Source organism: Hominimerdicola alba (genome assembly GCF_900109655.1).
Lineage (GTDB): Bacteria > Bacillota > Clostridia > Oscillospirales > Ruminococcaceae > Hominimerdicola > Hominimerdicola alba_B.
Genome location: NZ_FOAT01000005.1, coordinates 186,759 through 209,926, shown reverse-complemented (window position 1 = coordinate 209,926; position 23,168 = coordinate 186,759). Strand labels below are relative to the sequence as shown.

The window sequence follows — 23,168 nt, the reverse complement described above, 5'->3', positions numbered from 1 at the left end:
TAGTCCTCCCTTGATATATATGTAATTCAGGCGTTTTCCTGTCCCGCGCTGATTATCCTTGCCGCCATCTCCTCAGCCTGTGCAAAGGTGGAAAGCTCACCGCATTCCGCCCTGAGCTTAGCCGAATTTGGCAGTCCTTTGACATACCATGCTACGTTTTTCCGAGCTTCTTTCATGCCGCGGACTTCGCCCTTGTACCTGCAAAGATAACTGCAATGCTTCAGCATTATCTCCATGCGCTCTTTCAGGTCAGGGTCGGGCAGTTTTTCACCTGTTTCCAGAAAATGCCTTATCTCGCGGAATACCCAGGGCTTGCCGTAGCTTCCCCGCGCCAGCATCACAAGGTCACAGCCTGTCTCTTCATACATTTTTTGGCAGCTCTCGCCGTCCTTTACATCTCCGTTGCCGAACACAGGTATACCTACCGCCAGCTTGACCTGCTTTATTATCTCCCAGTCAGCGTCACCTGAATAGAACTGCTGTCTTGTACGACCGTGTACCGCCATAGCTGCGATACCTGTCTGTTCCAAAGCCTTTGCAAATTCTACCGCATTACGCGAGGTATCGTCCCACCCCGCACGGAATTTCACCGTCACGGGACAGCCTGCATTTTTCACAACTTCCCGCGCTATCTCTACCGCACGGGGAGTATCTTTCATAAGTGCCGAACCTGAGCCGTTGCCGACTATCTTAGGCACAGGACACCCCATGTTTATATCGATTATGTCAGGCTTGTATTTACCCAGCAGATACGCCGCCTTGCCCATATAGTAGGGGTCTTCCCCGAATATCTGCAAAGCGTAGGGACGTTCTTCTTCCTCTATCTCGCAAAGCTCGCCTGTTTTCTTGTCATTGTAGCAAAGACCCTTTGAGGATATCATCTCGCTGACCATGTAAGCCGCTCCGAATTCTCTGCAAAGAAGCCTGTAAGATTTGTCCGCCACCGAAGCCATAGGCGCCAGTGCCGCAGTTTTTTCGACGTTCACTCCGCCGATGCTAACATATTCCATGCTATTCTCCCGAAAAGCGGAGACCGCCGCAAAAGTGATCTCCGCTCCGTTTAGTTAAATTGATAATTAAGCCTTCACTTTCAGCCATGCACAAGCGATATCAAGTGCGTCGTAAAGGCTGTCAGTATCTGCCTGCTTGTCGATGTTGGGCTTGGTAAGGTCGGTAGACATTTTTCTTATCTTGACCTTGTCAGCAACTTCCAGCTCGCCCACCTTTTTGGTGTGCTTTATCTCTATCCATACAACGAATTCGTCATACATATTGCCGTAGTACAGCTGATTGCCCTTTCTTACCAGGGGCAGTCCCTTGTATGTGAAAAATTTCTTTACTGCTTCACTCATTATCTCTCCGCCTTTCTGTCTGTTGTGATACCTTTTAAGTATCAGTAGTTTACGTCTATGTTTTTGCCGTTTTTCAGATTCTCGACATTGGTCTTCAGGCTGTCCACCCAGGTGCTCTGTATCCTGAAAGATGTCTTGCCGTTGAGTTTGACGATGTATCGTCTAGAGGTATCCTTGTAATACTCGACAACGTCCTCGCCGCCGTCCTTGCGTACCTGCTTGATGATAACAGCGGGCTCACCCTCAGGCTCTTCAAACCATATCTCGTTGGTGGGGCATGACATTATGAACTGATAAAGGTCCTTGTAATTATCTATATCCAGCTCCTTGCCGTCAGCCTTTACTGAAGTAACATCAGCCGCCTTGCCGTTTTCGTCCTTGTCGTTGCTTCCTCCGTTGGTAGTCATCTCAAACAGAGTTTCCTTGCCGTCGATAGTCACCGACATATTCGCCAGGTCTACAAGATAGTTGGAGGTTATCAGGTTTGATGTAACGTCCTCTATCTTGAAAGTCACCCATGGCAGACTTGCTTCGGGTATAACGTATACGGCATTGCAGCCCTTTACACCATCCAGTGTGCAGTAGTAGCCCTGAAGTACAGGTGTCTCACCCTCAGCCGCCTCGCTGTATGATTCACCCCCGACTTTCAGTGTGTAGTCGTAATCTGTGCCTTTAAGGCTTACCACACATCTGGGTTCGTCAATACCATACTCGGCCAGCTGTTCATCGGTGGGAGCAACTGCCTCACAGCTTGAAGCTGTAAGACCCCACATACCATGTGTAACATCGCTTGAGCCCGTAATATTAAGATATGAGAATATCGGCTCGCTTAACACCTGGCTTGAAAGCATATTGCTGTCTTCGTTGGGGTCGTTCTCGAATACCACCTGATAGTCCCAGTCACTGCGTGTAATGACTTCCTTGCCGTATTCAGGCCAGTCCTCATTGTTCACAGGCTTTTCTATCAGCGAAAGATTTGCAAAATCCTTTGCGCCTTTCAGCATATCCGATATGCGTGAGCTCAGTATCATGTATACTGTGCTGCCGTCCTCAAGCTTGATGTAGGTGTACTTCGATTCGGGAGCCACATCACCTATCAGTATCTTCTTTGAAGTACCGTCGGTATAGCCTACCTCAAATGAAGCCTTTGGCTCTTCCAGCCCGTACTTTGAAAGCTCCTGTGCGTCCTCCTCGGCTATCTTTGAAGCCTCCAGATTACCGCAGTCGGAGATCATGCTTTCCTTCATCGCCCTGTTTTGGTTGACAGAGACTATCTCCTCCACCGTCCACGAGCTTTTGCCCGAAGCGGGCTTATCCAGCGTGAAGCCGCCGTTCTCGTTTTCGGCTTTTATGGAGACTATCTCATCTTCGCCTTTTTCCAGTACGAAGAAGTGTTCCATCTCAGCCGCGGAAGATACAGTATCCGCCGCCGAGCTTTCTTCCTTTTTAGTTTTATCCTTGTCCGTGGCGTTCAGAAAGACCAGCATACCTGCCAGACTTGCCGCGACAACGCCGCAGATAATGATACCTTGTACCTTGCCGTTCATTACTTATTCTTTCTCCTTAACCATACGAACAGTCCTGTGCCCAGTACCGCCAGGGGTATTATCACGCAGAATGTCCACATCAGCACGGTCTTCTTGCTCTGGTCGATATCAAAGGCTGTGCCCTTAAGTGTCTTGGGCTTGATGAACACGCCGTCAGCCTTGTGGGTTATACCCGCGATGATGCTGAAGAAGTATTCGCTGTTGCCGTACTGCTGTGCTGAAAGTATATTCGACTGCAGCAGATACTCCGAACCAAAGCACAGCACGTTGCTGTAGGAAGTCTCACCGCTTCCGTCATCAGCGAATTTCGCCTTTGAACCGATAGCAAATAAGCACTGCTGTCCGTTTGTAAGCGTCTCCGAGGGCACCAGAGTACCAAGGCTCTGGTTGTAACTCAGCTTAGCTGTATACGCATTCTCACTGCTCTTTACATACTGCTGGGTAGTTATCATGCCCTGCTGATCGTAAAGAGTATTGACAGGTCTTGTGTACATGGAGCTTATCACCAGATCCTTGTTCAGCACATCCTGATTGAAGTCCGAAGAAAGATCGGTGGAAAGTGTGCAGAAGGGATAGTTGATGTAGTTTTCCTTGTAGGTCTCGCATACAACGCCCTCGCCCACAGATAATCCGTACTCTTCAAGGAACTCATCAAGGTTAGGTGTCTTGTCCTGACTGTATGAAGCCACATAGATAAGCTGTTTGCCCAGCTCATTTCCGTTGTTCAGATAATCGCTGACTTTCTGTACTTCCTCTGGCAGATAATCCACCGTAGGTGCAGGTATAACAGCAATATCGGTCTCAGCAGGTATCTCGTCCTTGGTGATGTCTATCTCATTGACGGTGTATCCGTTAGCCACAAGAAGTGTCCTGAAATAGGAGAAAGGGGAAGTTTTCGTTGTAACGTCGCTTACCTCGCTTCTACCCGTCAGGAAAGTAACGTTTACGGGATTCGGGTCAGTAACTGTCATCAGCGCCGATGTATATGCCTGTTCAGCATTTGAAGAATCTATAAAAGAGGCTAGTCGATTATAGTTTAACATAGGTAAGGGAGTAACCAGCAACCTCATATCGTCGCCTCCTGCTTGCTCCCTTAGCATATCAATGCTGACACCCTGCTGCGAAAGCTGTGAAACAAAATCATCTTGAAAACTCAGCAGGTCGATCATGCCCAGCTTTCTTGTTCTCTTAACAGTCTCGCCGTCAACTTCGCTGCTTGTCTCGAATATGATATCGAAATTGGATATCGTATCGCTGTAGCTCTTTATAACATCAGGGTTTGAATCTATATCCACAAATCTGTAGGATATGTGATGATTCATCTTGCAGTAGTTTTTAAGAAGCTCTACAGCCTGCTTGTTGTAGGACGAATAGTTGATAAATGTATCCTCGTCCGCAAATATAGTCACAAGTACGTCCCTGTCAACGTTCTTCACATACTCCTCCGATTCCTCGGTCATGGAGTATATCTTTTCCTTTGTAAGGTCGATGTTTATGGGATAGCGCTCAAAAAGCACAGTAGTGACAACGTTCAGCAGTACCAGTACCGCCAGGAATACACAGGTCAGCGCCGTAGCCATAGTGCCGTGTTTCAGCTTTTTGGCAACAACGCCTTCAAGCTCGCTATCCTTGTTTTTCTTTTTGGACTTCTTCTCCTCGTCCACGATTTTTTTGAGCTTCTCAGAATTGCTTGAGGTGACTTTTTCTTCTTTATTTTCCATTGCAGACACCTCCTAGCTCCAGCGGCGCTTTTCAAGCACTCTCACTGTAAGGAACAGGAAAGCCGCCACAGCGCTTATAAAGAATATCACATTGGAAAAATTGAATATTCCGTAAGTGAACTCGATGTACCTCTCGCCGAAGGAAGTTTTCTCCAGCGCAGTCCTCAGACCCTCTATCACCTTGGTGTACCAGTGACCTTCGTCCAGCGCAGGCAGAAGTCCGCCGATGGTGGAAAGGAAAGATACCGCGATAAGTGCTATAAAGCTTATTACCGCAGCCACTACCTGGCTCTCCGTAAATGAAGAGCAGAATATTCCTATGGCGATGAATGCACCGCCCAGCAGCAGCAGAGCAACTATATTGCCCACGATAACGTTCCAGTCAGGCTCACCGTATATGGATACTACCACAGCCATCACAGCAGTGATGGAAACAGCAGCGGTGTACACCAGAAAAGCTGCAAGGAACTTGCCGAAAACTATACCGCCAAGACTTACAGGGGCAGTCAGCAGACACTGGTCTGTTCTTGTCCTCTTTTCGTCCGATATGGTACGCATGGTAAGTATTGGTATCAGTACGTTAAGTATGGTCAGCAGTGAAGAAAACATACTGTCCAGCTTGGCATAGCCGCTGTTAAGACTTAACGTCGAAAACATAAGTCCCGCATAAGCGAAAAATGCCGCAATAAAAATATAGCCGATAGGGGAGGTGAAATAGCTGCGCACCTCACGCCTGAAAATAGCGCCCATCAGTTCTCAGCCTCCTCATAATTATCATTTTCAAGAGCGGGGATAGCCTCGCCCATAGTAAGCTTCAGGAAGATATCTTCAAGATTCATCTCTGCGCTCTTCAGCTCCAGTATCGTGAAGCCGTTTTCAGCCATCTTCTTGAACAGGTCGTAGCGTATCTCCTTGCCCTCAGCCGATTCAATACGGTAATCGCAGATATCGTTCTTGTGCTCGGCATCGCAGTATACCTTATCAACACCGTCAATGCTCTGTATCAGGCGCATAACAGCGTCCTTTTTGCCGTCTATCCTGCATATGAACTTGTTGTCACCTGTCAGCTTGTGTGAAAGGTTCTCCTCAGTATCATTTGCAACGACTCTTCCCTCGTTGATAACGACTATCCTGTCGCATACAGCCTGTACTTCCGAGAGTATATGCGATGAAAGTATTACAGTATGATTCTTTCCCAGCTTTCTGATAAGCGTCCTTATCTCGATTATCTGCTTGGGGTCAAGACCGACAGTAGGCTCGTCCAGTATCAGCACCTTGGGATTTCCCACCAGCGCCTGCGCCAGTCCGACTCTCTGCTTGTAACCCTTTGAAAGGTTCTTTATCAGTCTGTTGTAAACATGGTCTATCTTCACAAGGCTGCATATATCCTGCAAATGGGATATCTTCGGCAGCTTGCACTTTTTCAGGTCGTATATGAAGTACAGATACTCCTTGACCGTCATATCAAGGTAAAGGGGCGGTATCTCGGGCAGATATCCGATGTTCTTCTTAGCCTTTACAGGTTCTTCGAGTATGTCAACACCGTCTATCAGCGCCTTGCCTGCGGTGCATGAGATGTATCCCGTGAGAATGTTCATCGTTGTGGATTTTCCCGCACCGTTAGGTCCCAGAAAGCCCAGTACCTCACCGTCCTCAGCCTTGAAGCTGATATTGTTCACGGCTTTTTTGTCGCCGTAATGCTTTGATAAATTAACTACCTCTATCAATTTACTTTCCTCCCACTAAGGAAAATTTGTGCATTATAAAGTATAACCCCATACTGTGTAAGTCCTGTGAAAGCTTACGGAAAACCCTCGGACTTTTACCCCCTATAGTATCTGTCCTTTGTCAGAATTTGTATATCCGTCAATCCGGATCTATATACGTATCTGTATCTATACCTAACTCTTCGGCAACATTACTGAGCCTGAAATTTTCTGCGTCAAAGTCCTTGCCCTGCACCTTGCATTCAGATGCCAGTGTCACCCAGCTATCATCACTGTCTTTTCCTTCCAGTTTGAAGCAGTAGGTCTGGGGATCTTTGGTAATTGCTTTATAATCGCTTATTACCTCGTTGAACTTCTCGGTAAGTTCCTCGGTCTTTGACTCATCCAAAATAGCGAAGAATACTTCAATATAGTTGTACTTATCATTAGCCCAGTCAGCCAGGTTCGTGCCAACATACTTTTCACCGCTGCCCGGCTTGATGAATTCGGCAAGCATATCAAGATCTGCACCCATCAGCCTGCAGCTGGTCGTATGTGCTGATATCGTGAATCCGTCGCCTTTAAGCGAAAGATGCTCATCGGTTTCCGCAGTCTCGGTAAAATACTTTGAAAGTATCTGATCCGCTATCTCTTCACAGACCTCTGTTCCCTGTACTCTGGCAACCAGATCAGCCACCGTCCAGTCATTATCATAATCGATATATTTCTTGTTATAATCGTCACCGCGGTTGATCAATATTCTTGTGGATCTGTCTTCTCCGTCATTGCCCGTGTACATCACTTGCCATGTGTATTCCGTGCGGTCCTCCACATCGAATCTCTGCTCCATTGGTTTGCTTATGCTGTAATTGCCGTCAAAAGCATAGTCCAGATATTCCTTGTAGTCCTTATCGAAATCGGGTACTTTGGCTTTTCCGCACCCTGTCAGAAGCAGTGCAGTAAATACCGCGGCTGATATAAGTTTTATTCTGTTATGTTCCATATTCGTACCACGTCTTATTCTGTGTTTTATTCTACCCCGTAAAACTCCCGTACCTTCAAAGTATCCTTAGCTATCTGCGCTTTCAGCTCATCAATGCTGTCAAATCCCTTTTCGGGACGTATGAACTTGTCTAAAAGTATCTCTATCTCTCTTCCGTAAAGGTCGCCGCTGTAATCAAGGATGTAAGTTTCAGCCAAAGGTGCGTCGTGAGCTTTCAGCGTAGGCTTAACGCCGATGTTCGTCACACCGAACTTCTCCTCGTCACCGATGATGACCCTTGTGGCATATACCCCGAATTTCGGCATTATCTGCCCCTGAGGTATCACCTGATTTATCGTGGGGAAATTCCACTGCCTGCCCAGCTGCCTGCCGTGCTCAACTACCAGCCTCAGCCCGAATATATACCCCAGCAGTTCGTTTGCCTGCTCTATCCGTCCAGAGCGTATGCACTCGCGTATCACCGTCGAGCTCACTTCTTCGCCCTTATAGCTCAGCTTGTCGCAGACCCTAACGTCTATGCCGTATATCCTGCCGTAAAGCTCCAGAGTGTTGCAGTCGCCCTCCGCCCCTTTGCCGAAACGGAAATCACTGCCGCATACAACAGCTTTGCAGCCCAGAAGTCCAACCAGTATATCCTTGACAAATTCCTCCGCAGACATACCTTTCAGCTCATGAAAAGCAGGGGAGTATATAAGGTCAACTCCCATGTTCTCGAAATGCCTGCGCTTTTCCTCATCGCTGAGTATCATCTCTATCCTGCCGTCGTGACCTTTAGAAGTCACCGTGTCGGTCCTGAAAGTAAATACCGCCGACCTCACGCCAAGCTCCGCCGCCAGCGACAGCGCATTGTTTATGACCAGCCTGTGCCCCCTGTGAACGCCGTCAAACAGCCCCAGCGCACAGACAGTCCCCTTGTCGGGCGAAAAGCCCCTGTCGATATCTTTCAAATCAAATCATTCCTCGATCATACGAAAAAATTCTTGACGCTCCGAAATCCTCCATCAGTCATTCTGCCAAGCCCGATGAAACCGCCGTCCGCACCGTATACACGGTAGACCTGACCTTCCTCAGCACCTGCCTGCTCTGCCCTCAGCTTAACACCGTTCTTGTAAAGTCCAGTGACTCTCTCGTTAAGCTTCAGCGCAGGATAGACCTCAAAGCATTTGTCGAGCCGTGTCAGCACGCCCTCAGCACCGCTCTCACCGACTATCCTTTGTATATCCTCTATACTCAGACATTCTTCCAGCGCCAGCCCCGCCGAGTACGTCCTCACCAGTGAGGTCATAGCCCCGCCGCAGCCCAGCGTATCGCCGATGTCGTTGATTATCGTGCGTATATACGTGCCTTTTTCACAAAGCACCGTCATGTGCCCCTCACGGGACACCTCGTCATAATCATCTATCACCAGCGAAAGCACATTTATCTCCCTCGCCTGACGTTCAATGACCTTGCCCTCGCGAGCCAGCTCATAAAGCTTCTTGCCGTCCACCTTTACCGCCGAATACATAGGCGGCACCTGCATCGTCCTGCCAATGAACTTCTCAGCAGCAGACCGCAGTTCTTCAAGAGATACAGCCCTGCCGTCCTCTTTCAGTGCCTTGCCCGTGATATCCTGGGTGTCAGTGGTCAGACCCAGCCTGAATCCCGCATGATAGCCTTTTTTTACATCAGGGAGTATGTCACAGGCCTTAGTGGCTTTTCCCACAAATACAGGAAGCACGCCCTCAGCCATAGGGTCGAGAGTTCCGCCGTGACCTATCTTCCGCGTGTGCAGTATCCCCCGCATCTTAGCCACCACATCGAAGGATGTCCAGCCCGCAGGTTTGTATACCGCGATAACGCCGCTTATTTCCTGTCCTGTCATATCACGAGTACCTGCCCTGCTTTTTCAAGCAGCTGTGCTTTCACTTCTTCCAGCGTGCCTTTGATCTCACAGCCCGCCGCACGTATGTGTCCGCCGCCGCCGAATAATCCGCAGAATGCCGATGCGTCCATCTCTTCGGTAGTTCTCACCGATATCTTGTATACGTTGCTGTGCCTCTGCTTTACCGTGATGCCCAGCACCACGCCCTCAGCCGAAAGGGGTATCGAAGCCAGTCCGTCGAACTCCGCAGGGTCAGCCCCGCAGCGCTCCATAAGCTCCGTAGTTATGGTTATCATGGCGCACTTGTCATTCAGATAATACTCCATTCCGCCTGTAACAGCCTGCTCGACTTTCAGCCTGCCCTTGCTCTTCACATCGAACATCTTCCTGTTCACGTTTGCAAAGTCGATCTTGTAAGCCATAAGCTCTGCCGCCGCCATATGGGTCTCGGGCGTTGTATTCTCGTACTTGAAACAACCTGTATCAGTGGCTATACCCGTGTACAGACACTTCGCTGTGATATCTCTCAGCTTCCTGCCTGATTCCTTGAATATCTTGTAAAGGATATGCGCCGCCGCAGCCGTCTGCCCCTCAACATGGGTCAGCTTCGCAAAATGCTTGTTGGATATGTGATGGTCGATGCAAAGGTCTACCATGCCAGCCTGCTGATACTTTGCCAGCCCGCTGCCCATCAGCGAAACATCGGCTATGTCCACAGCTATGATGTACTCAGGCTCAAAATCCTGCTCCTTGTACTCAGTGTACATGAAATCATACCTGTCAGGAAAACCGTCAGAATTCACCACATTAGCCAGCTTGCCCATATCTCTCAGAAAATAGCACAGCCCGAAGCCGCTGCCCAGTGTATCACCGTCAGGGCTTTTGTGTGTCAATATGAGAAATTTGTCATTTTCTTCAAATATCCTGTTTATCTCGCTGTATTCCATACAATAGCCCTTTCTATAACGGTCAGTCCTCTGCGGACTCCTCAACGTCCTCTTCATCTTCGGGACGCTCCTCTTTTACCAGCTCTCTCAGCTTCTTGGTTATAGCCGCTGAATGTTCGATCGAATCATCAGCAACAAATTTCAGCTCGGGACACTTTTTCAGCCCCAGTACGTTGGATATCTCCCTTTTGAGATAACCCGTAGCCGATTCAAATCCCTTTACAGCTTTCCTGGCTTCATCAAGCCCTCTGAAACTGGATATATATACCTTGCAGAAAGAGCCGTCCCTTGCCACATCGCAGCGTACTACGGTCAGGAACTCTCCTCCGTTTATCCTCGGGTCTTTCAGGTCTGCCATCTTTCCCGAGATTATACGTCTTATATCCTCGGACATACGTCCTGCCTTGTGTGATGCCATTTATATAGCTCCTTCCCTGTGTCATAGTCCAAAGACAGTTCTCACTCGCCCTGCCTTTTCAGCCTTTCCCATTCCTCGCGGGTAACGGCAAAGACCTTGGTTATTTCGTTTTCTTCATCAGTGTATTCTTCCACAAGCTTACAGCCGTAATCCTGTGCAGTTTTCACAGATGCAGTATTTGTGCTTTTGATGTATGAATATACCACCCCGAAAGGCGTGTTCTCAAATGCAAAGTCCCGCACAGCCCGCGCCGCTTCCGCCGCATAGCCTTTCCTGCGGTGCTCCGACAGTATGATATACCCTATCTCAGGACGTATCATGCCGTTGATATTCTGCATAGTAAGACCGCAGTCCCCGATCATCTCACCCGTATCTTTAAGACATACAGCCCACCGTCCAAAGCCGAATATGCGGTATCTCTCCACATTCCTGCTTATCCAGCGGCGCACTCTCGCCTCATCGAAGGTGTAGGGGTAATGCTCCCTTATGTCCGAATCGTCAAGCACCCTGTAAAGCGCCTCGTAATCGCCATCGTCCATCTCACGGAGTATCAGTCTTTCGGTCGTTATCATACTTTTCCTCTCAAAGCCACAGATCCATAGCCGCACCATCACGGTCGTTCGGTCTGCTTTTAAATCCGAACTGCTCGTAAAAGCTCTCTCTCCCGAGATTTGCCATCAGATGGATCTTTATCTGCCAGCCGTCCTTCTTTTCAGCGCGAAGCCTTTCGATAAGCTTCTCCACCATCTGTGTAGCCAGCCTGTTGTGACGGCATTTTTCTGTGACCATTACCTCTGCGAGATATGCAACATAGCCGCCGTCCCACAGAAGTCTTGCAAACCCGACAGTCTCGCCCTCAAGCAAAACTGCCGATACAGCAAAACTGTTGTCAAGTCCCGCCTGCGCCTGCTCGGGAGCAAGCTGTTTCCAGCCCGCTTCCTCTCTCAGACGCAGATAGTCCTTGGCTGTTATCTTATCCGTAAATACAAATTTTTTTTCAGTGCTCATAGTCCACCGCAAAAATCTTGATCTCAATTTTCGACCCGCCGTCACAGGGAACTATCCTTTATTGCACCCCGATAATAGGCGGAATCCGCCCGTCCGGCGTTAGGACTTATTCTCTGTATTCTTCCATGATGTATCCCTCGAAGATGTCGCCTTCCTTGATGTCGGAGAACTTCTCCAGAGTGATACCGCACTCGAATCCCTCGCTTACTTCCTTTGCATCGTCCTTGAAACGCTTCAGCGAGCTCATCTTGTCGTCAGCCACGATTATACCGTCACGAACAACTCTGATAAGATCGTTTCTGCCGATCTTGCCGTCCAGTACGTAACAGCCCGCAACAGTACCAACAGAGCTGATCTTGTATACCTGTCTTACCTCAACACGCGCAGTCTCAACTTCGCGGAACTTAGGCGCAAGCATACCCTTCATAGCGTCGGTGATCTCTTCGATAGCATCGTAGATTATACGATACAGTCTTATCTCAACACCGTCCTGCTCAGCGTTAGCCTTAGCAACAGGGTCGGGTCTTACGTTAAAGCCGACGATGATAGCGTTTGAAGCGTTAGCCAGCATAACGTCGCTCTCGTTTACAGCACCAACAGCACCGTGTATAACTCTTACACGTACTTCCTCGTTGGATATCTTTTCCAGCGACTGTCTTACAGCTTCCACAGAACCCTGAACGTCTGCCTTTACGATGATAGGCAGTTCCTTCATCTCGCCCTCGGATATCTGCGAGAACAGATTGTCCAGTGTTACCTTCTGGAACTTCTTGAACTCATCTTCCTTAGCCTCGTGCTTACGCTGCTCTACCAGCTCTCTTGCCAGCTTCTCGTCCTCAACTGCGTTGAATGTCTCACCTGCAACAGGAACTTCACCCAGACCTGTGATCTCAACAGGTGTTGAAGGACCTGCCTCAGTGATAGGTCTGCCGCGGTAATCTGTCATAGTTCTTACTCTGCCCACAGATGTGCCAGCGATGATAACATCGCCCGCATGGAGAGTACCGTTCTGTACCAGCAGTGTAGCAACAGGACCCTTGCCCTTGTCAAGACGTGCTTCGATAACAGCACCCTTAGCCAGTCTGTTGGGATTAGCTTTCAGCTCCTTGACTTCTGCTACCAGCAGTACGTTCTCCAGCAGTTCGTCAATGCCCATGCCTGTCTTTGCAGATACAGGCACTGCGATAACGTCGCCGCCCCATTCTTCAACGACCAGCTCATGCTCGGTCAGCTGCTGCTTTACTCTGTCAGGGTCAGCGCCCTCTTTATCCATCTTGTTTATCGCAACGATAACGGATACGCCCGCTGCCTTTGCGTGGTTTATAGATTCTACTGTCTGTGGCATGATACCGTCATCAGCCGCAACTACCAGTATAGCGATATCGGTGATGTTAGCACCTCTCGCTCTCATTGAAGTGAATGCCTCGTGACCGGGAGTATCCAGGAATGTGATCTTCTGTCCGTTGCACTTTACCTGATAAGCACCGATGTGCTGTGTGATACCGCCTGCTTCGCCTTCGGCAACATTTGCGTTTCTTATCCTGTCGAGTATGGAAGTCTTACCGTGGTCAACGTGACCCATAACAACTACAACAGGGCAGCGCTCTTCCAGGCTCTCGGGAGCGTCAGCCTCGTCCTCGATAAGTCTCTCCTCAATGGTGATGTGTACTTCCTTCTCTACCTTTGCACCCAGCTCCTCAGCTACCAGTGAAGCTGTATCAAAGTCAACTACCTCGTTGATGGAAGCGAATACGCCCAGACCCATCAGCTTCTTGATGACCTCGGTAGCAGTAACTTTCAGTCTGCTTGCCAGTTCTGATACTACGATCTCGTCGGGTATCATTACCTTCAGCTGCTGCTTTCTCGCCTTTTCAAGAGCCAGTCTGTTCAGCTTATCCTGCTCTGTCTCCTTCTTGTGAGAATGCTGCTGCTTCTTGTACTGCTGAGACTTCTGAGTTATCTTCTGCTTCTTGCGGAAGTTGTCGTTCTTGTTGCCCTGCTTGCTGGTAGCCATGTTGTCGTACTTCTCGTTGTACTTGTCCAGCTCGATGTAGCTTCCGCGTGTATCAACAGTTCTTCTCTTGCCTGAAGAATGATCGTCAGTGCTCTCGGAAACGGTATAACCCTTGCTGTCATCGCCGCCGAAGGAGCTTCCGCCGCCCAGCTGCATCTTGACACCGTGATCCTGCTTCTTAGCTTCTTTCTTTTCCTTTTTCTTGTCGGGCTTTTTCTCGGGCTTCTTTTCCTCAGCCTTAGCCTCGACCTTCTTTTCTTCGGTCTTCACTTCGACTTTCTTCTCCTCAGCCTTGGGCTCTTCTTTTTTCTCTTCCGCCTTCTCAGCCTTTACCTCAGGCTTCTTCTCTTCGGCCTTGGGTTCAGCTTTCTTTTCCTCAGCCTTGGGTTCGGGCTTCTTCTCGGTCTTGGGTTCTGCCTTCTTTTCAGCCTTCTTGGGCTTGGGTTCCTCGGCAGGCTTTACAGTGTTTGCAAAGTATGCGTCAAAATTCTCCACCTGATTGTTCTGGGTGAAGTATTCAAATACATAGCTCACCTCTTCAGGTGAAAGTGCAGCCTGTGTCTTTCTGGAAACTCCGTCCAGCTTTTCAAGACACTCTATAATATCATTGTTGCCGAGAGCCAGACTCTTGGCGAGGTCATTAAGTTTTATCTTCTTAGTTGCTTTCGTACTCATAGGCAATAAATATCCTCCTTCTGTTTACGATGAACATATTTTTTCTTCATCGGCTCACCCGTCGGGAAAGCCTTATCTTTTCCGTTTACTCTATATCAGTGTCAGAACACTTTAAATACCGAACTCGTCCTTGTCGATGATTACTTCTTCAAGTCCCTTGGCACAGCTCTTTGCGAATCCTGCATCGGTCATCGCCACAACGCCTACGCGCTTTCCGAGCCCCAGTGCTACCTCGTCCATGGTCATGCCCAATGCGTAAAGCTTCACATCGTACTTCGCACAGGTGTAGCGCACCTCTTTCAGCGATTTTTCCGATATGTCCGCCGCCGTGAATACTGCTTTCGCATTACCCACGGAACAAGCGTCCTTTACCATATCCATGCCCATAACGAGCTTGCCTGCCTTGCGGCTCATCGAAAGTATACCCGATTTATTGTTGCTGCTCATTGCCGCTCAGCTCCTTTTCCATGGAATCATATAACTCATCATCTATCCTGCACGCAAAATTCTTTTCCAGTCGTCTTGCCTTGCGTGCCTTTTTCAGACATTCAGCGTCTGCACATATATATGCGCCTCTGCCCGCCTTTTTTCCTGTCAGGTCAAGGCTTATCTCGCCCTCTTTGGAACGCACTACCCTGACAAGCTCTTTTTTTGGCTTCATCTCACCGCAGCCGAGACACATTCTCATCGGTATCTTCTTCGGCTTTACAGGCATCTTATTCTTCTTCCGCCTCCGCGCTCTCGGGTGCGTTCTCGGGAACGATGTCTATCTTGTAGCCTGTAAGACCTGCCGCCAGCTTAGCGTTCTGACCCTTATTGCCTATGGCAAGTGAGAACTGATTGTTAGGTACGATAACGCGGCACTTCTTGATAACTCTCTCGAATTCCTTTTCTTCGCCCTTGTGCTCTATCTTCACCTCAGGCTCCAGCAGTTCAACACTGAGAACCTCGGCAGGTGCCAGCGCCTTAGCGATGAATTCTGCTTCGTCCTCTACCCAGTTGATAACGTCTATCTTCTCGCCCTTGAGTTCCTGTACAACAGCGGATATTCTGGACTTCTTGGGACCTATGCAGGCGCCCACAGCGTCAACGTTCTTATCCTTGGACCATACAGCGATCTTGCTTCTTACGCCCTCTGTTCTGGATATGGACTTTATCTCAACGGTGCCGTCAGCTATCTCGGGAACTTCCAGCTCAAACAGTCTCTTTACCAGATCCTTGTGAGTTCTTGAAAGCTTGACAACAGGCTGTCTCTTCTCGCCGCCGCCAAGGCTTACGATGTATACCTTGATCTTGTCGCCCTCTTTGAGTATCTCGCCGGGTATCTGCTCACTGCGGTAGAAGTAATGCTCGTTCTTGTCAATGGTGATAACTGCATTGCCTGTAGCAGGCTCTACCTTCTGTACCGTAGCGGTAACTATCTCGTGTTCCTTGTCCTTGTACTGCTCTATCAGCTTGTTTCTCTCGAAATCCTTGATATCGTGCTTGATGGACTGCTTTGCGAACTGTGCCGCAACTCTGCCTATCTTAGCAGGGTTAACAGGTATCTCAACCCAGTCGCCCACCTTGATGCTCGGGTCATAGGTCTGTGCCTCTCCGATGTATATCTCGTTGGCAGGGTCGTCAACGAACATTACCTTCATAACTTCCTTGAGTATGCACATCTCAAGCTTGCCTGTCTCGGGTATGATATCAACTCTGATATGCTCGCTCTCGGGATTTTCCTTCTTTATCGCCTTGATGATGCCCTCTCTGATCTTTTCGATAAGTACGTCCTTGTCGATCTCATTCTCGCTGACAAGATCTGCCAGTGCTTTAAAAAACTGCTCGTTCATTTTTTATGACCATTCCTCTCTTGTATAAATAGCTCTGTATCCTTAATAACGGACGGCTCCCCGTCCAGACTTTTTGCTTTAAATTTTACGCGTGGATTATTGCACAGCTCACGAAGCTTTGGATGGATAATTATTCCTCACAACTTTTGCCGCTTAACGATTATCTTAAATGGGGGCGAAGCCCCCATACCCCCGACGCTTCAAACCCTCGCGCCTGTAGGGGCTTGACCGTCGTTCACTCTCACTCGTTCCTCGTTCGGTTCACTATGGTCAAGAGGCGCTCGGGCATTGAAGCTGTTTGCCATTCTCAGCAACTTAGCTGTGTCAAATACCCTTGCGTTTGCCTATCAATCAAACTTAGCTCCTGCCAGCTCTTCTTCCAGGTCGCCGTCGTCGTAGAGCTTGACAAAAGCGCAGTCGTTCAGGCTGAACTGTACGTTCGCCACGCCGTCGCCGTTCTCGTCCAGCGTCTGACAGGCTATCAGCTTTTCTTCCTCGTCATAGCCCACCAGTCCTACGATGAACTCGCGCTCGCCGTTCTCATCGGGACGTATCAGCCTTACTCTCACAACATCGCCTATGCACACCTCGAAGTGTATCGGCTTTCTCAGCTCTCTGCCCAGTCCGGGACTGCCGCATTCAAAAACATAGCTCTGGGATATAGGGTCTGCTTCATCGAGTATCTTGTTGAAAGGTCTCGTGAAATTCTCGCAGTCCTCCATCGTCACGCCGCCGTCTTTGTCGATAAGCACCCTCAGATACCAGGTGGCGCCCTCCTTCTCGAACCTTACGTCCCAGAGGAAAAGCCCCAGCTCGTCCGCCAGCGGCTGAGCCAGCTCGGCTACGATGTCCGCCGTACTCTTTTTTGAGCTTCCGCCCTTGCTTTTACTCAAATCATCAGCCCTCCCTGTGATATCCGCACCCATCCCGATACCACCAAAACTGTACCGCATACCGGTGCGATTATAGTCCATACAAACACAAAAGACCGTGAATTTTAAATTCCGGTCTTTCGTCAAGCCTATTGCATATATTATACTACAAATAGTACACTTTTGCAAGAGATGTCCGGAATATTAACAGGAAATTTACAATCACCGGTCCTTTTCACCTTTCAAGGTGCCATCGGAGACTTTTTTCTTCCCATTTTCTTCCTTGCCCTTTTTGTGATCTTTTCTGTCCTCTGCACGCCGCTTCTTGCGCCTGCCCTCAACAAAATCCAGCGGCACCGTGAACATTATGCCCGTGTTCGGCTGAGAGAGGTCGCCCACAGTGTTGTATACCACTCTCCGCGCCAGATCAAGCTGATCGTCCTCTATAACAGAGATTATGGTCTTGTTGTCGTCTTCCTCGCCGCTGAACATACTGCGTATCGACGAACTCAGAAAACTTGAATTCATCTTTGAAAGCGTCATCGCCATACCCGAAGAGGGTATTATCGTAGCGCCGCCGATGCCCGCCGCCGAAAGTCCCTCAAGCAGGTATTCCAGCGCTTCTGTTTTGTTCAGTATCAGGACCATGAGCTTCATTTGTGATCACTTTCCTTAGTCGTCTTACTGTTCCGCCGTTTTTGCTTCGGCTTCTGTGTTCTTTGCGTCAGCCTGTGCCTGTGTGCCGCCCTCAGCTACAGAGGATGCTCCGTTTTCCGCAGCGATCTCGGCTACCTTTTCCTTCAGCTCGGTGATGAAATCTTCGCTGATAACAAAGGTTGAATCCTTTTCGCCCCATGTGCCTCTGGGTATCAGCTTCTGGGCAGGTGTCTTGCTGCTGGAAAGCATGTCCTTGATATATGACTTCTGTAACTTGAAGTCCTCGGGGTTCATGTCGGTATCACTGTTGGTAGTTATTATGCTGTAGATATTGTCCAGGTTGTCCTGCGTGATGTACGCCTGCTGGAACATACTGTTTATCAGCGATTCCATAGCCTCGCCCAGGAACTCGTTGTTGCCCTGCTTGCCGTTGGAAAATACGGGGTACTGAGTCAGAAGTCTTATCTGTCTTCCGCCCAGTGATGCAAGCTCGCCCTTCTGGATCGAGATATCGTTCTCGTTATTGTCCTTTGAAAGATAGTATAATTCCTCGGGAGCTTTGTAGGTTATTCCTCCGTATATGTCGCAAACTCGCTCAAAAGCGTCATTCGACAGCGAAGCATAGTTGTCCACATTCAGACCCAGCGTACCTTCGATGGCATCCTTTACGCCCGCCATGCCCTGATTTGAATAGATATCGCGCATGGTCATGTTGTTGGTCTTGCTCACCGTCATAGCCGATATCGGCACAACAAGTATGCTGTTGTCAGTCGGGTCTATCCTTATCAGAGCCATGTCTGAAAGTACACCCTTGCTGTTTACTCGCGAGAACAGATCATTGAAGGTCTGCGTAGTTACAGAAGCATCTTCGTCCTCGTTGTTTTTCAGCAGACCAAAGCTTTTCAGCAGGTATATTGAAAGCATGGATATCAGCGCCATGAATATCAGCACCGTTACAACATATACCAGCGCAACGGGTGCCTGTGATCTTCTTTTCCTTTTTCTTTTCTTTACGGCAGATGACATATATTTTCTCCTTACTGTATATTATTTCCTTTTTTTATCTGTTTATTCACAGTAGAACTGCGGGTTCCTGTCAAGCTCGATAACGTGTATATCCAGCCCGTTGTGCTTAGCCATATTTATGGTCTGCAAAGTTCCCGAACCACGCTGTTTTTCTTTGTATATCGCGATCAGTTCCGAAGAATTGTCCACCATGAATTTGTTTCTCCTGCGGTAGCGCCCGCTGTCACCGATATCTCCCGTCACCACCACAGCCGAAGCTATTTTCAGCAGCAGACTGTATATATACCGGTCCTTCGCAAGCTTTATCTCACGTATCTGATCTTTGTACGGCAGAGCACATATAAGCTCTGTCCCGGGATGATCCTCACTGTGCATCATATCCATTATCACCGATCCGCAGATCAGGTCTGCCCCCTCAGCCATGCCTGTTATGAAAGTGCGTATCCCTCTCCCGTAAGCCTCATGGCACAAAAGATGCACCGTGCTTATCAGGTTTTTTACTCCCTGTTTTGAGATATCGCCTCCAAAGGGAAGGTCACGCCGACGGTGTCCTGTAAAGCAGCAGGTCGAAGCCCTTTCGGTGTAAAACTCCTCCGCGGAGATGATCTCAACACTGTCCAGCACCTCAGCCACCGCCTTTCGATAACACTTAAAATTATTATAGCACACATTTCCCCATTTTTCAATACCTTTTTTGATTTATCTTAAAACCTGCCGTAGTATTACCGAAAAAAAACAGAGCCGCTGAGGACTCTGTTCCGGTATATCTGTCAAAGTGATTTCTTGCCCTTTACATGCGCCGCTATCCTGGTGAGATCGGTAATGGTGATATTTCCGTCGTTGTTGATATCTGCACGAAGCTTCTGTTCTTTGGTAAGGAATTTTTTTCCCTTTATGTGCAATGCTATTTTTGTGATGTCGGTAATATTTATTTTGCCGTCATTGTTTACATCGCCCTTGATGCCAGCGTCTGACATTTCGACGAATCTGAACTCATTGTTCTTTGCATACTTTTCAGCAGCAGTATCTTTAGTGCCTCTTATGGTGAAATTTTTTATCGTAGTACCAATAATATCTTTTTCCTTATCGTTATAGTATCCGAATGCTTTTTCTCCTATTATCCGAACGCTGCTGGGTATAGTTACGCTTTTCAGTTTTGGACAGCCATAAAATGCGTATTCGCTTATGCTTGTTACGCCATCTGATATCACGGCGGTTGTAAGTTCTTCGCAATTTGCAAAAGTACCGTAACCCATTTTTATGACGTTGTTCGGAATAGTTATTTTAGTCAGATTATCACAATCGACAAATGCACATTCCCCTATGTTTGTTACGCTGTTGGGGATTTTTATGTCGGTCAGGTTTGTACATCCCATAAAAGCGCATTCCCCTATATATGTCACATTTTCAGGTATGGTTACGCTTTTCAGATTGCTGCAGTGTGTAAAAGTATAGTCACTTATTCGGGTTACGCCATTAGGTATATTGATCTTGTTCAGGCTTCCACAGCTCATAAAGGCATATTTGCCTATTTTTGTTACACTATTGGGAATAGTTACGCTCGTTAAGTTCATACAGAATGTAAAGGCGCTGTTGCCTATGCTCGTTACGCCATTTTCAATGACTACCTTTTTTACCTCATCTGTCTTACGCCCAAGTGAAATAGGCTTATCGACGAGGTACATATCCCCCTCGCCGCTGATAGTCAGTGTGCCGTCTTCATCAAACACCCATGTTACGTTTTCACCGCATTTGCCGCTCGTGGGCTGTTCTTCATCAGCGCTTGCCGTCAATGTGAAAACATCACTGCTCAAATTTCCGAGAACCCCGCCTGCACCGAATACCATGGAAACAGCCAGCAGTCCTGCCACTATCTTTTTCATAAATAAACACCTCGAATAAGAATCATAACGCACACTGTCTCTGCTTCGGCAGATGAAAATGTGCTTACAGTTTTTTACATTTTTGCAACGAATCACAGCATTTCCAATTATACATCTTTTTTGATGTTTGTCAAGTACGAAGCTGTTTTGTCGTTCCGATTTTCGGCGTTTCACCCAATTTCACACCGCAGACTATATGCAAACAACTGTTTTTTCATTTTACTCGGACATATTTCTGCAAGAGTTGTACAAAAACGTACAACTTTTCCCCTTTTTTAGCTGTTAGTAAGAAGCCCTGCGTCCAATGGGCGCGGAGAACTTCTCCGATGAAACATGATTCCGGTGCGCACGATGGCAGGCAGCCGTCCGCTGTAACTACGGTACAAAGGGCGGCGTGTTATACTGCATTCGGAATAGTATCCTGACATCGGAACAGAATCTTGACAATTGAATATCTGCTCGTAACAGTCCGAAAAGATGAAGCCCTGACGACGTTTATCATAGATGATCTATAAGCAATATACAAACGCGATATAGTTTTAAACTATATGATTCGTTCGCTTTTTTATATACCGCGCTCTGCTGTTTGCGCGGACTATACTATTGAAAAAAAGACAGCAATGTGATATACTTAAAGCATTATAGGCGTTTCAGAGGAAATGCAAAAAAAAATTATACAGAATGGAGAATGAAAAATGAAAAAGACATACGCAAGAATGTTCGGCGCTTTGGGCGCTGCCCTGATGACAGTTAACGCAGCAGCAGTAAGTGTATTCGCTGAGAAAAAAGCCATCGCACCCGACTTCAAAAAAGCCGATGATGCTGTACTCTACTGGGCAGATCAGCTGGTAGAAGACCCAATGAACTGGTCAGCTGCCCCCACAGGCTTCACCGTAGCAGAGAACGGATTTATATATATATGCACCGAGGATAATATACTGAAGATAGATAAGTACACAGGCGAACAGGTCGCCGACGGAAAAATGGCAGGTAAGGTAATGTTTGCCACCAAAGGCCCCGTTTATGCTGACGGCAAGATATTCATGGCTCTCGGCGGCGGTATCATACAGGCTTTCGATGCTGATACCCTTACATCTCTCTGGGTATACAAGAACAAGAACGGCGGCAGCCCCAACTGCGATATCGTAGTTGAAAACGGCTATCTCTATACAGGTTTCTATAATTCCGAGGAGGCAGATGCCGATTTCGTAAAGGTAAGCATAGCTGATGAAGATACTGCCAAGACCGACGAAGAAAAGACAGCTGAATGGGAGTATACCAATAAGGGCGGCTTCTACTGGACAACTGCTGTGATCAATAACGGCACAGTGATCTTCGGCGCAGAGAACGGTATCAAGGAAGCAAATGCGGAAGATGTCTATACCGCTCCTATCGCTCTTGACGATGCGACAGGCAAAAAGTTAGACTTCGCAGGAACAGCACATAACGATATCCGCAGCAAGATGGTGCTCAAGGACGGTGTATTGTATTATACTTCCAGCAGCAATGAAGTTTTTGCTGTTTCTCCCGAAGACGGCACAGGTAATGTGGTCGATCTGAATACCGCTCTTGACCTCAAGGGCTTTGCCTGCACCAGCACTCCTGTCGTTGAAAACGGCAGGATCTATGTTGCTCTGAATGGTTCAGGCTGGGACGCATACAACGGCGCTATGATCGTTGTGCTCGATGCTGCCAAGGATGAAAACGGCAAAATTGCTCCCAAGGTAGCTTATGTTGTCGAAACTTCCGCAGAATGCAAAGTCGATGGCGTTTTTGCAGGAGTTGACGAGGAAGGCTATAATGTTATATACTATGTTGAAAACGGCGCGACCGGAGTTGTTCGTAAGCTGAGAGATAAAGCAGGCATGACCGCACCTGTCGATGCTGTCGAGGAGACAGACACAGCAGGCAAAAAGCATACCTGTCCTCCCGTTGTGTTCAGACCTCAGAGTGCACACGCACAGTTCTGCGCAGTTGATCCCGTATATGACGAAGAATCAGGACTGCTCTATATCCGCAACGATTCCTTCAATATGCTTGCTATAGGCGAAAAAGCAGGCGGATTCGATATCGAGTGCCCCGAGATAACAATACACCCCAAGGGCGTCAAGACCTTTGTATTCATGGCAGATGAAACTCCCGCCGATAAGGAGTATACAGTTGATATCGCAAACGCTCCCAAGAAGACCATAGGCGATATCACAGCCAAGGATCTTACATTCAGCGTTGAGAAGTTCACCGCCGATGATGAAGTTCTCACCGCAACATTTGCTTACGGCCTGTACAACGGAAATGGTGAAAAGGTCTCAGTATCAAGCGATACCGATGTTCTCGTTGCCAAGACTAAAGACCAGTACAAGCGCGCACTTGCCAAGAAAGGCGATATAAACGGCGACGGCAAGATAAACAATACCGATATCATAAAGCTGGCTGCTCATGTAAAGGGCAAAAAGACACTGGATAAGTACAGCCTTAACGCTGCTGACGTAAACGGAGACAAAAAGGTGAATAATACCGATGTCATTCAGTTAGCGGCACACGTAAAGGGCAAAAAGCTGATAAAGACAGAAAGATGATGACCACGGACGCCGCTGCGTCTGCGGAAATATCAGGCTTGATCTAACAGACACTGATAACAGA

The 23,168-nt window shown here is 48.1% G+C and carries 23 protein-coding genes; 1 reads left to right on the top strand and 22 read right to left on the bottom strand.

All coding sequences use genetic code 11. The annotated features are described in order from the left end of the window. Positions 1–26: 26 nt before the first annotated feature. The 22 genes from dusB to BMY75_RS07910 form a co-directional block, all read right to left on the bottom strand. Complete coding sequence (gene dusB, locus BMY75_RS08015; protein WP_074832250.1) at positions 27–1,010, bottom strand: tRNA dihydrouridine synthase DusB; 984 nt, start codon at positions 1,008–1,010, stop codon at positions 27–29. Between the two features lie 66 nt (positions 1,011–1,076). Then, positions 1,077–1,352 (bottom strand): hypothetical protein, encoded by a 276-nt coding sequence (locus BMY75_RS08010; RefSeq protein WP_074832245.1) that lies wholly within the window; start codon positions 1,350–1,352, stop codon positions 1,077–1,079. Between the two features lie 41 nt (positions 1,353–1,393). After that, on the bottom strand, positions 1,394–2,899 hold the full coding sequence (locus BMY75_RS08005; RefSeq protein WP_074832242.1) for a DUF4340 domain-containing protein: 1,506 nt from the start codon (positions 2,897–2,899) through the stop codon (positions 1,394–1,396). Then, positions 2,899–4,620, bottom strand: a complete 1,722-nt coding sequence (locus BMY75_RS08000) for a GldG family protein (RefSeq protein WP_074832238.1) — start codon at positions 4,618–4,620, stop codon at positions 2,899–2,901. The genes BMY75_RS08005 and BMY75_RS08000 overlap by 1 nt, the downstream gene beginning before the upstream one ends. A 12-nt stretch (positions 4,621–4,632) precedes the next feature. Beyond that, the gene (locus BMY75_RS07995; RefSeq protein WP_074832236.1) at positions 4,633–5,370 is read right to left on the bottom strand and encodes an ABC transporter permease subunit; all 738 of its coding nucleotides are present in this window, start codon (positions 5,368–5,370) and stop codon (positions 4,633–4,635) included. After that, positions 5,370–6,347 carry an ABC transporter ATP-binding protein gene (locus BMY75_RS07990; protein WP_074832232.1) on the bottom strand — a complete coding sequence of 326 codons (978 nt, stop codon included), beginning with the start codon at positions 6,345–6,347 and terminating at the stop codon, positions 5,370–5,372. The genes BMY75_RS07995 and BMY75_RS07990 overlap by 1 nt, the downstream gene beginning before the upstream one ends. A 139-nt stretch (positions 6,348–6,486) precedes the next feature. Then, positions 6,487–7,329 carry a hypothetical protein gene (locus tag BMY75_RS07985; protein WP_074832228.1) on the bottom strand — a complete coding sequence of 281 codons (843 nt, stop codon included), beginning with the start codon at positions 7,327–7,329 and terminating at the stop codon, positions 6,487–6,489. Positions 7,330–7,355: 26 nt separating this feature from the next. Continuing rightward, the gene (gene ribF / locus BMY75_RS07980; RefSeq protein WP_074832225.1) at positions 7,356–8,276 is read right to left on the bottom strand and encodes a riboflavin biosynthesis protein RibF; all 921 of its coding nucleotides are present in this window, start codon (positions 8,274–8,276) and stop codon (positions 7,356–7,358) included. A gap of 17 nt (positions 8,277–8,293) precedes the next feature. Further along, positions 8,294–9,193: a tRNA pseudouridine(55) synthase TruB gene (truB, locus tag BMY75_RS07975; RefSeq protein ID WP_074832222.1), complete on the bottom strand. Its 900-nt coding sequence runs from the start codon at positions 9,191–9,193 to the stop codon at positions 8,294–8,296. Continuing rightward, positions 9,190–10,197: a DHH family phosphoesterase gene (locus BMY75_RS07970; RefSeq protein ID WP_242940202.1), complete on the bottom strand. Its 1,008-nt coding sequence runs from the start codon at positions 10,195–10,197 to the stop codon at positions 9,190–9,192. Before BMY75_RS07970 ends, truB begins: the two co-directional genes overlap by 4 nt. Then, complete coding sequence (rbfA, locus tag BMY75_RS07965; protein WP_074832214.1) at positions 10,163–10,558, bottom strand: 30S ribosome-binding factor RbfA; 396 nt, start codon at positions 10,556–10,558, stop codon at positions 10,163–10,165. The genes BMY75_RS07970 and rbfA overlap by 35 nt, the downstream gene beginning before the upstream one ends. Before the next feature lie 41 nt (positions 10,559–10,599). Next, on the bottom strand, positions 10,600–11,130 hold the full coding sequence (locus BMY75_RS07960; protein ID WP_074832210.1) for a GNAT family N-acetyltransferase: 531 nt from the start codon (positions 11,128–11,130) through the stop codon (positions 10,600–10,602). 10 nt (positions 11,131–11,140) lie between these two features. Beyond that, the gene (locus tag BMY75_RS07955; RefSeq protein WP_074832205.1) at positions 11,141–11,566 is read right to left on the bottom strand and encodes a GNAT family N-acetyltransferase; all 426 of its coding nucleotides are present in this window, start codon (positions 11,564–11,566) and stop codon (positions 11,141–11,143) included. Positions 11,567–11,672: 106 nt separating this feature from the next. After that, complete coding sequence (gene infB / locus BMY75_RS07950; RefSeq protein ID WP_074832330.1) at positions 11,673–14,255, bottom strand: translation initiation factor IF-2; 2,583 nt, start codon at positions 14,253–14,255, stop codon at positions 11,673–11,675. A gap of 111 nt (positions 14,256–14,366) precedes the next feature. Further along, positions 14,367–14,702: a L7Ae/L30e/S12e/Gadd45 family ribosomal protein gene (locus BMY75_RS07945; protein WP_074832201.1), complete on the bottom strand. Its 336-nt coding sequence runs from the start codon at positions 14,700–14,702 to the stop codon at positions 14,367–14,369. After that, complete coding sequence (rnpM, locus tag BMY75_RS07940; protein ID WP_074832198.1) at positions 14,686–14,970, bottom strand: RNase P modulator RnpM; 285 nt, start codon at positions 14,968–14,970, stop codon at positions 14,686–14,688. Before rnpM ends, BMY75_RS07945 begins: the two co-directional genes overlap by 17 nt. A 1-nt stretch (position 14,971) precedes the next feature. Next, complete coding sequence (nusA, locus tag BMY75_RS07935; RefSeq protein ID WP_074832194.1) at positions 14,972–16,090, bottom strand: transcription termination factor NusA; 1,119 nt, start codon at positions 16,088–16,090, stop codon at positions 14,972–14,974. A 347-nt stretch (positions 16,091–16,437) separates the two neighbouring features. Continuing rightward, a complete protein-coding gene (rimP, locus tag BMY75_RS07930; protein ID WP_074832326.1) occupies positions 16,438–16,983 on the bottom strand; it encodes a ribosome maturation factor RimP in 546 nt (181 codons plus the stop codon). A gap of 201 nt (positions 16,984–17,184) precedes the next feature. Further along, positions 17,185–17,619, bottom strand: coding sequence for a hypothetical protein (locus BMY75_RS07925; protein ID WP_074832190.1), 435 nt, complete (start codon positions 17,617–17,619; stop codon positions 17,185–17,187). A gap of 24 nt (positions 17,620–17,643) precedes the next feature. Then, entirely contained in the window at positions 17,644–18,645 is a 1,002-nt protein-coding gene (locus tag BMY75_RS07920; RefSeq protein WP_074832187.1) for an LCP family glycopolymer transferase, read from the bottom strand. Between the two features lie 42 nt (positions 18,646–18,687). Then, complete coding sequence (locus tag BMY75_RS07915; RefSeq protein ID WP_242940201.1) at positions 18,688–19,269, bottom strand: SLOG family protein; 582 nt, start codon at positions 19,267–19,269, stop codon at positions 18,688–18,690. Between the two features lie 146 nt (positions 19,270–19,415). After that, entirely contained in the window at positions 19,416–20,528 is a 1,113-nt protein-coding gene (locus tag BMY75_RS07910; protein WP_074832184.1) for a leucine-rich repeat protein, read from the bottom strand. A gap of 695 nt (positions 20,529–21,223) precedes the next feature. Here BMY75_RS07910 and BMY75_RS07905 point away from each other — a divergent pair. Continuing rightward, the gene (locus BMY75_RS07905; RefSeq protein WP_074832181.1) at positions 21,224–23,104 is read left to right on the top strand and encodes a dockerin type I domain-containing protein; all 1,881 of its coding nucleotides are present in this window, start codon (positions 21,224–21,226) and stop codon (positions 23,102–23,104) included. Positions 23,105–23,168: the final 64 nt, after the last annotated feature.

What these genes read in the sequence shown, in the direction of transcription:
- dusB (WP_074832250.1), bottom strand. Translation starts at nt 1,010, where the DNA reads ATGGAATATGTTAGCATCGGCGGAGTGAACGTCGAAAAAACTGCGGCA.
- BMY75_RS08010 (WP_074832245.1), bottom strand. Translation starts at nt 1,352, where the DNA reads ATGAGTGAAGCAGTAAAGAAATTTTTCACATACAAGGGACTGCCCCTG.
- BMY75_RS08005 (WP_074832242.1), bottom strand. Translation starts at nt 2,899, where the DNA reads ATGAACGGCAAGGTACAAGGTATCATTATCTGCGGCGTTGTCGCGGCA.
- BMY75_RS08000 (WP_074832238.1), bottom strand. Translation starts at nt 4,620, where the DNA reads ATGGAAAATAAAGAAGAAAAAGTCACCTCAAGCAATTCTGAGAAGCTC.
- BMY75_RS07995 (WP_074832236.1), bottom strand. Translation starts at nt 5,370, where the DNA reads ATGGGCGCTATTTTCAGGCGTGAGGTGCGCAGCTATTTCACCTCCCCT.
- BMY75_RS07985 (WP_074832228.1), bottom strand. Translation starts at nt 7,329, where the DNA reads ATGGAACATAACAGAATAAAACTTATATCAGCCGCGGTATTTACTGCA.
- truB (WP_074832222.1), bottom strand. Translation starts at nt 9,193, where the DNA reads ATGACAGGACAGGAAATAAGCGGCGTTATCGCGGTATACAAACCTGCG.
- BMY75_RS07970 (WP_242940202.1), bottom strand. Translation starts at nt 10,197, where the DNA reads ATGAAGAGGACGTTGAGGAGTCCGCAGAGGACTGACCGTTATAGAAAG.
- rbfA (WP_074832214.1), bottom strand. Translation starts at nt 10,558, where the DNA reads ATGGCATCACACAAGGCAGGACGTATGTCCGAGGATATAAGACGTATA.
- BMY75_RS07960 (WP_074832210.1), bottom strand. Translation starts at nt 11,130, where the DNA reads ATGATAACGACCGAAAGACTGATACTCCGTGAGATGGACGATGGCGAT.
- BMY75_RS07955 (WP_074832205.1), bottom strand. Translation starts at nt 11,566, where the DNA reads ATGAGCACTGAAAAAAAATTTGTATTTACGGATAAGATAACAGCCAAG.
- infB (WP_074832330.1), bottom strand. Translation starts at nt 14,255, where the DNA reads ATGAGTACGAAAGCAACTAAGAAGATAAAACTTAATGACCTCGCCAAG.
- BMY75_RS07945 (WP_074832201.1), bottom strand. Translation starts at nt 14,702, where the DNA reads ATGAGCAGCAACAATAAATCGGGTATACTTTCGATGAGCCGCAAGGCA.
- rnpM (WP_074832198.1), bottom strand. Translation starts at nt 14,970, where the DNA reads ATGCCTGTAAAGCCGAAGAAGATACCGATGAGAATGTGTCTCGGCTGC.
- nusA (WP_074832194.1), bottom strand. Translation starts at nt 16,090, where the DNA reads ATGAACGAGCAGTTTTTTAAAGCACTGGCAGATCTTGTCAGCGAGAAT.
- BMY75_RS07925 (WP_074832190.1), bottom strand. Translation starts at nt 17,619, where the DNA reads ATGAAGCTCATGGTCCTGATACTGAACAAAACAGAAGCGCTGGAATAC.
- BMY75_RS07920 (WP_074832187.1), bottom strand. Translation starts at nt 18,645, where the DNA reads ATGTCATCTGCCGTAAAGAAAAGAAAAAGGAAAAGAAGATCACAGGCA.
- BMY75_RS07910 (WP_074832184.1), bottom strand. Translation starts at nt 20,528, where the DNA reads ATGAAAAAGATAGTGGCAGGACTGCTGGCTGTTTCCATGGTATTCGGT.
- BMY75_RS07905 (WP_074832181.1), top strand. Translation starts at nt 21,224, where the DNA reads ATGAAAAAGACATACGCAAGAATGTTCGGCGCTTTGGGCGCTGCCCTG.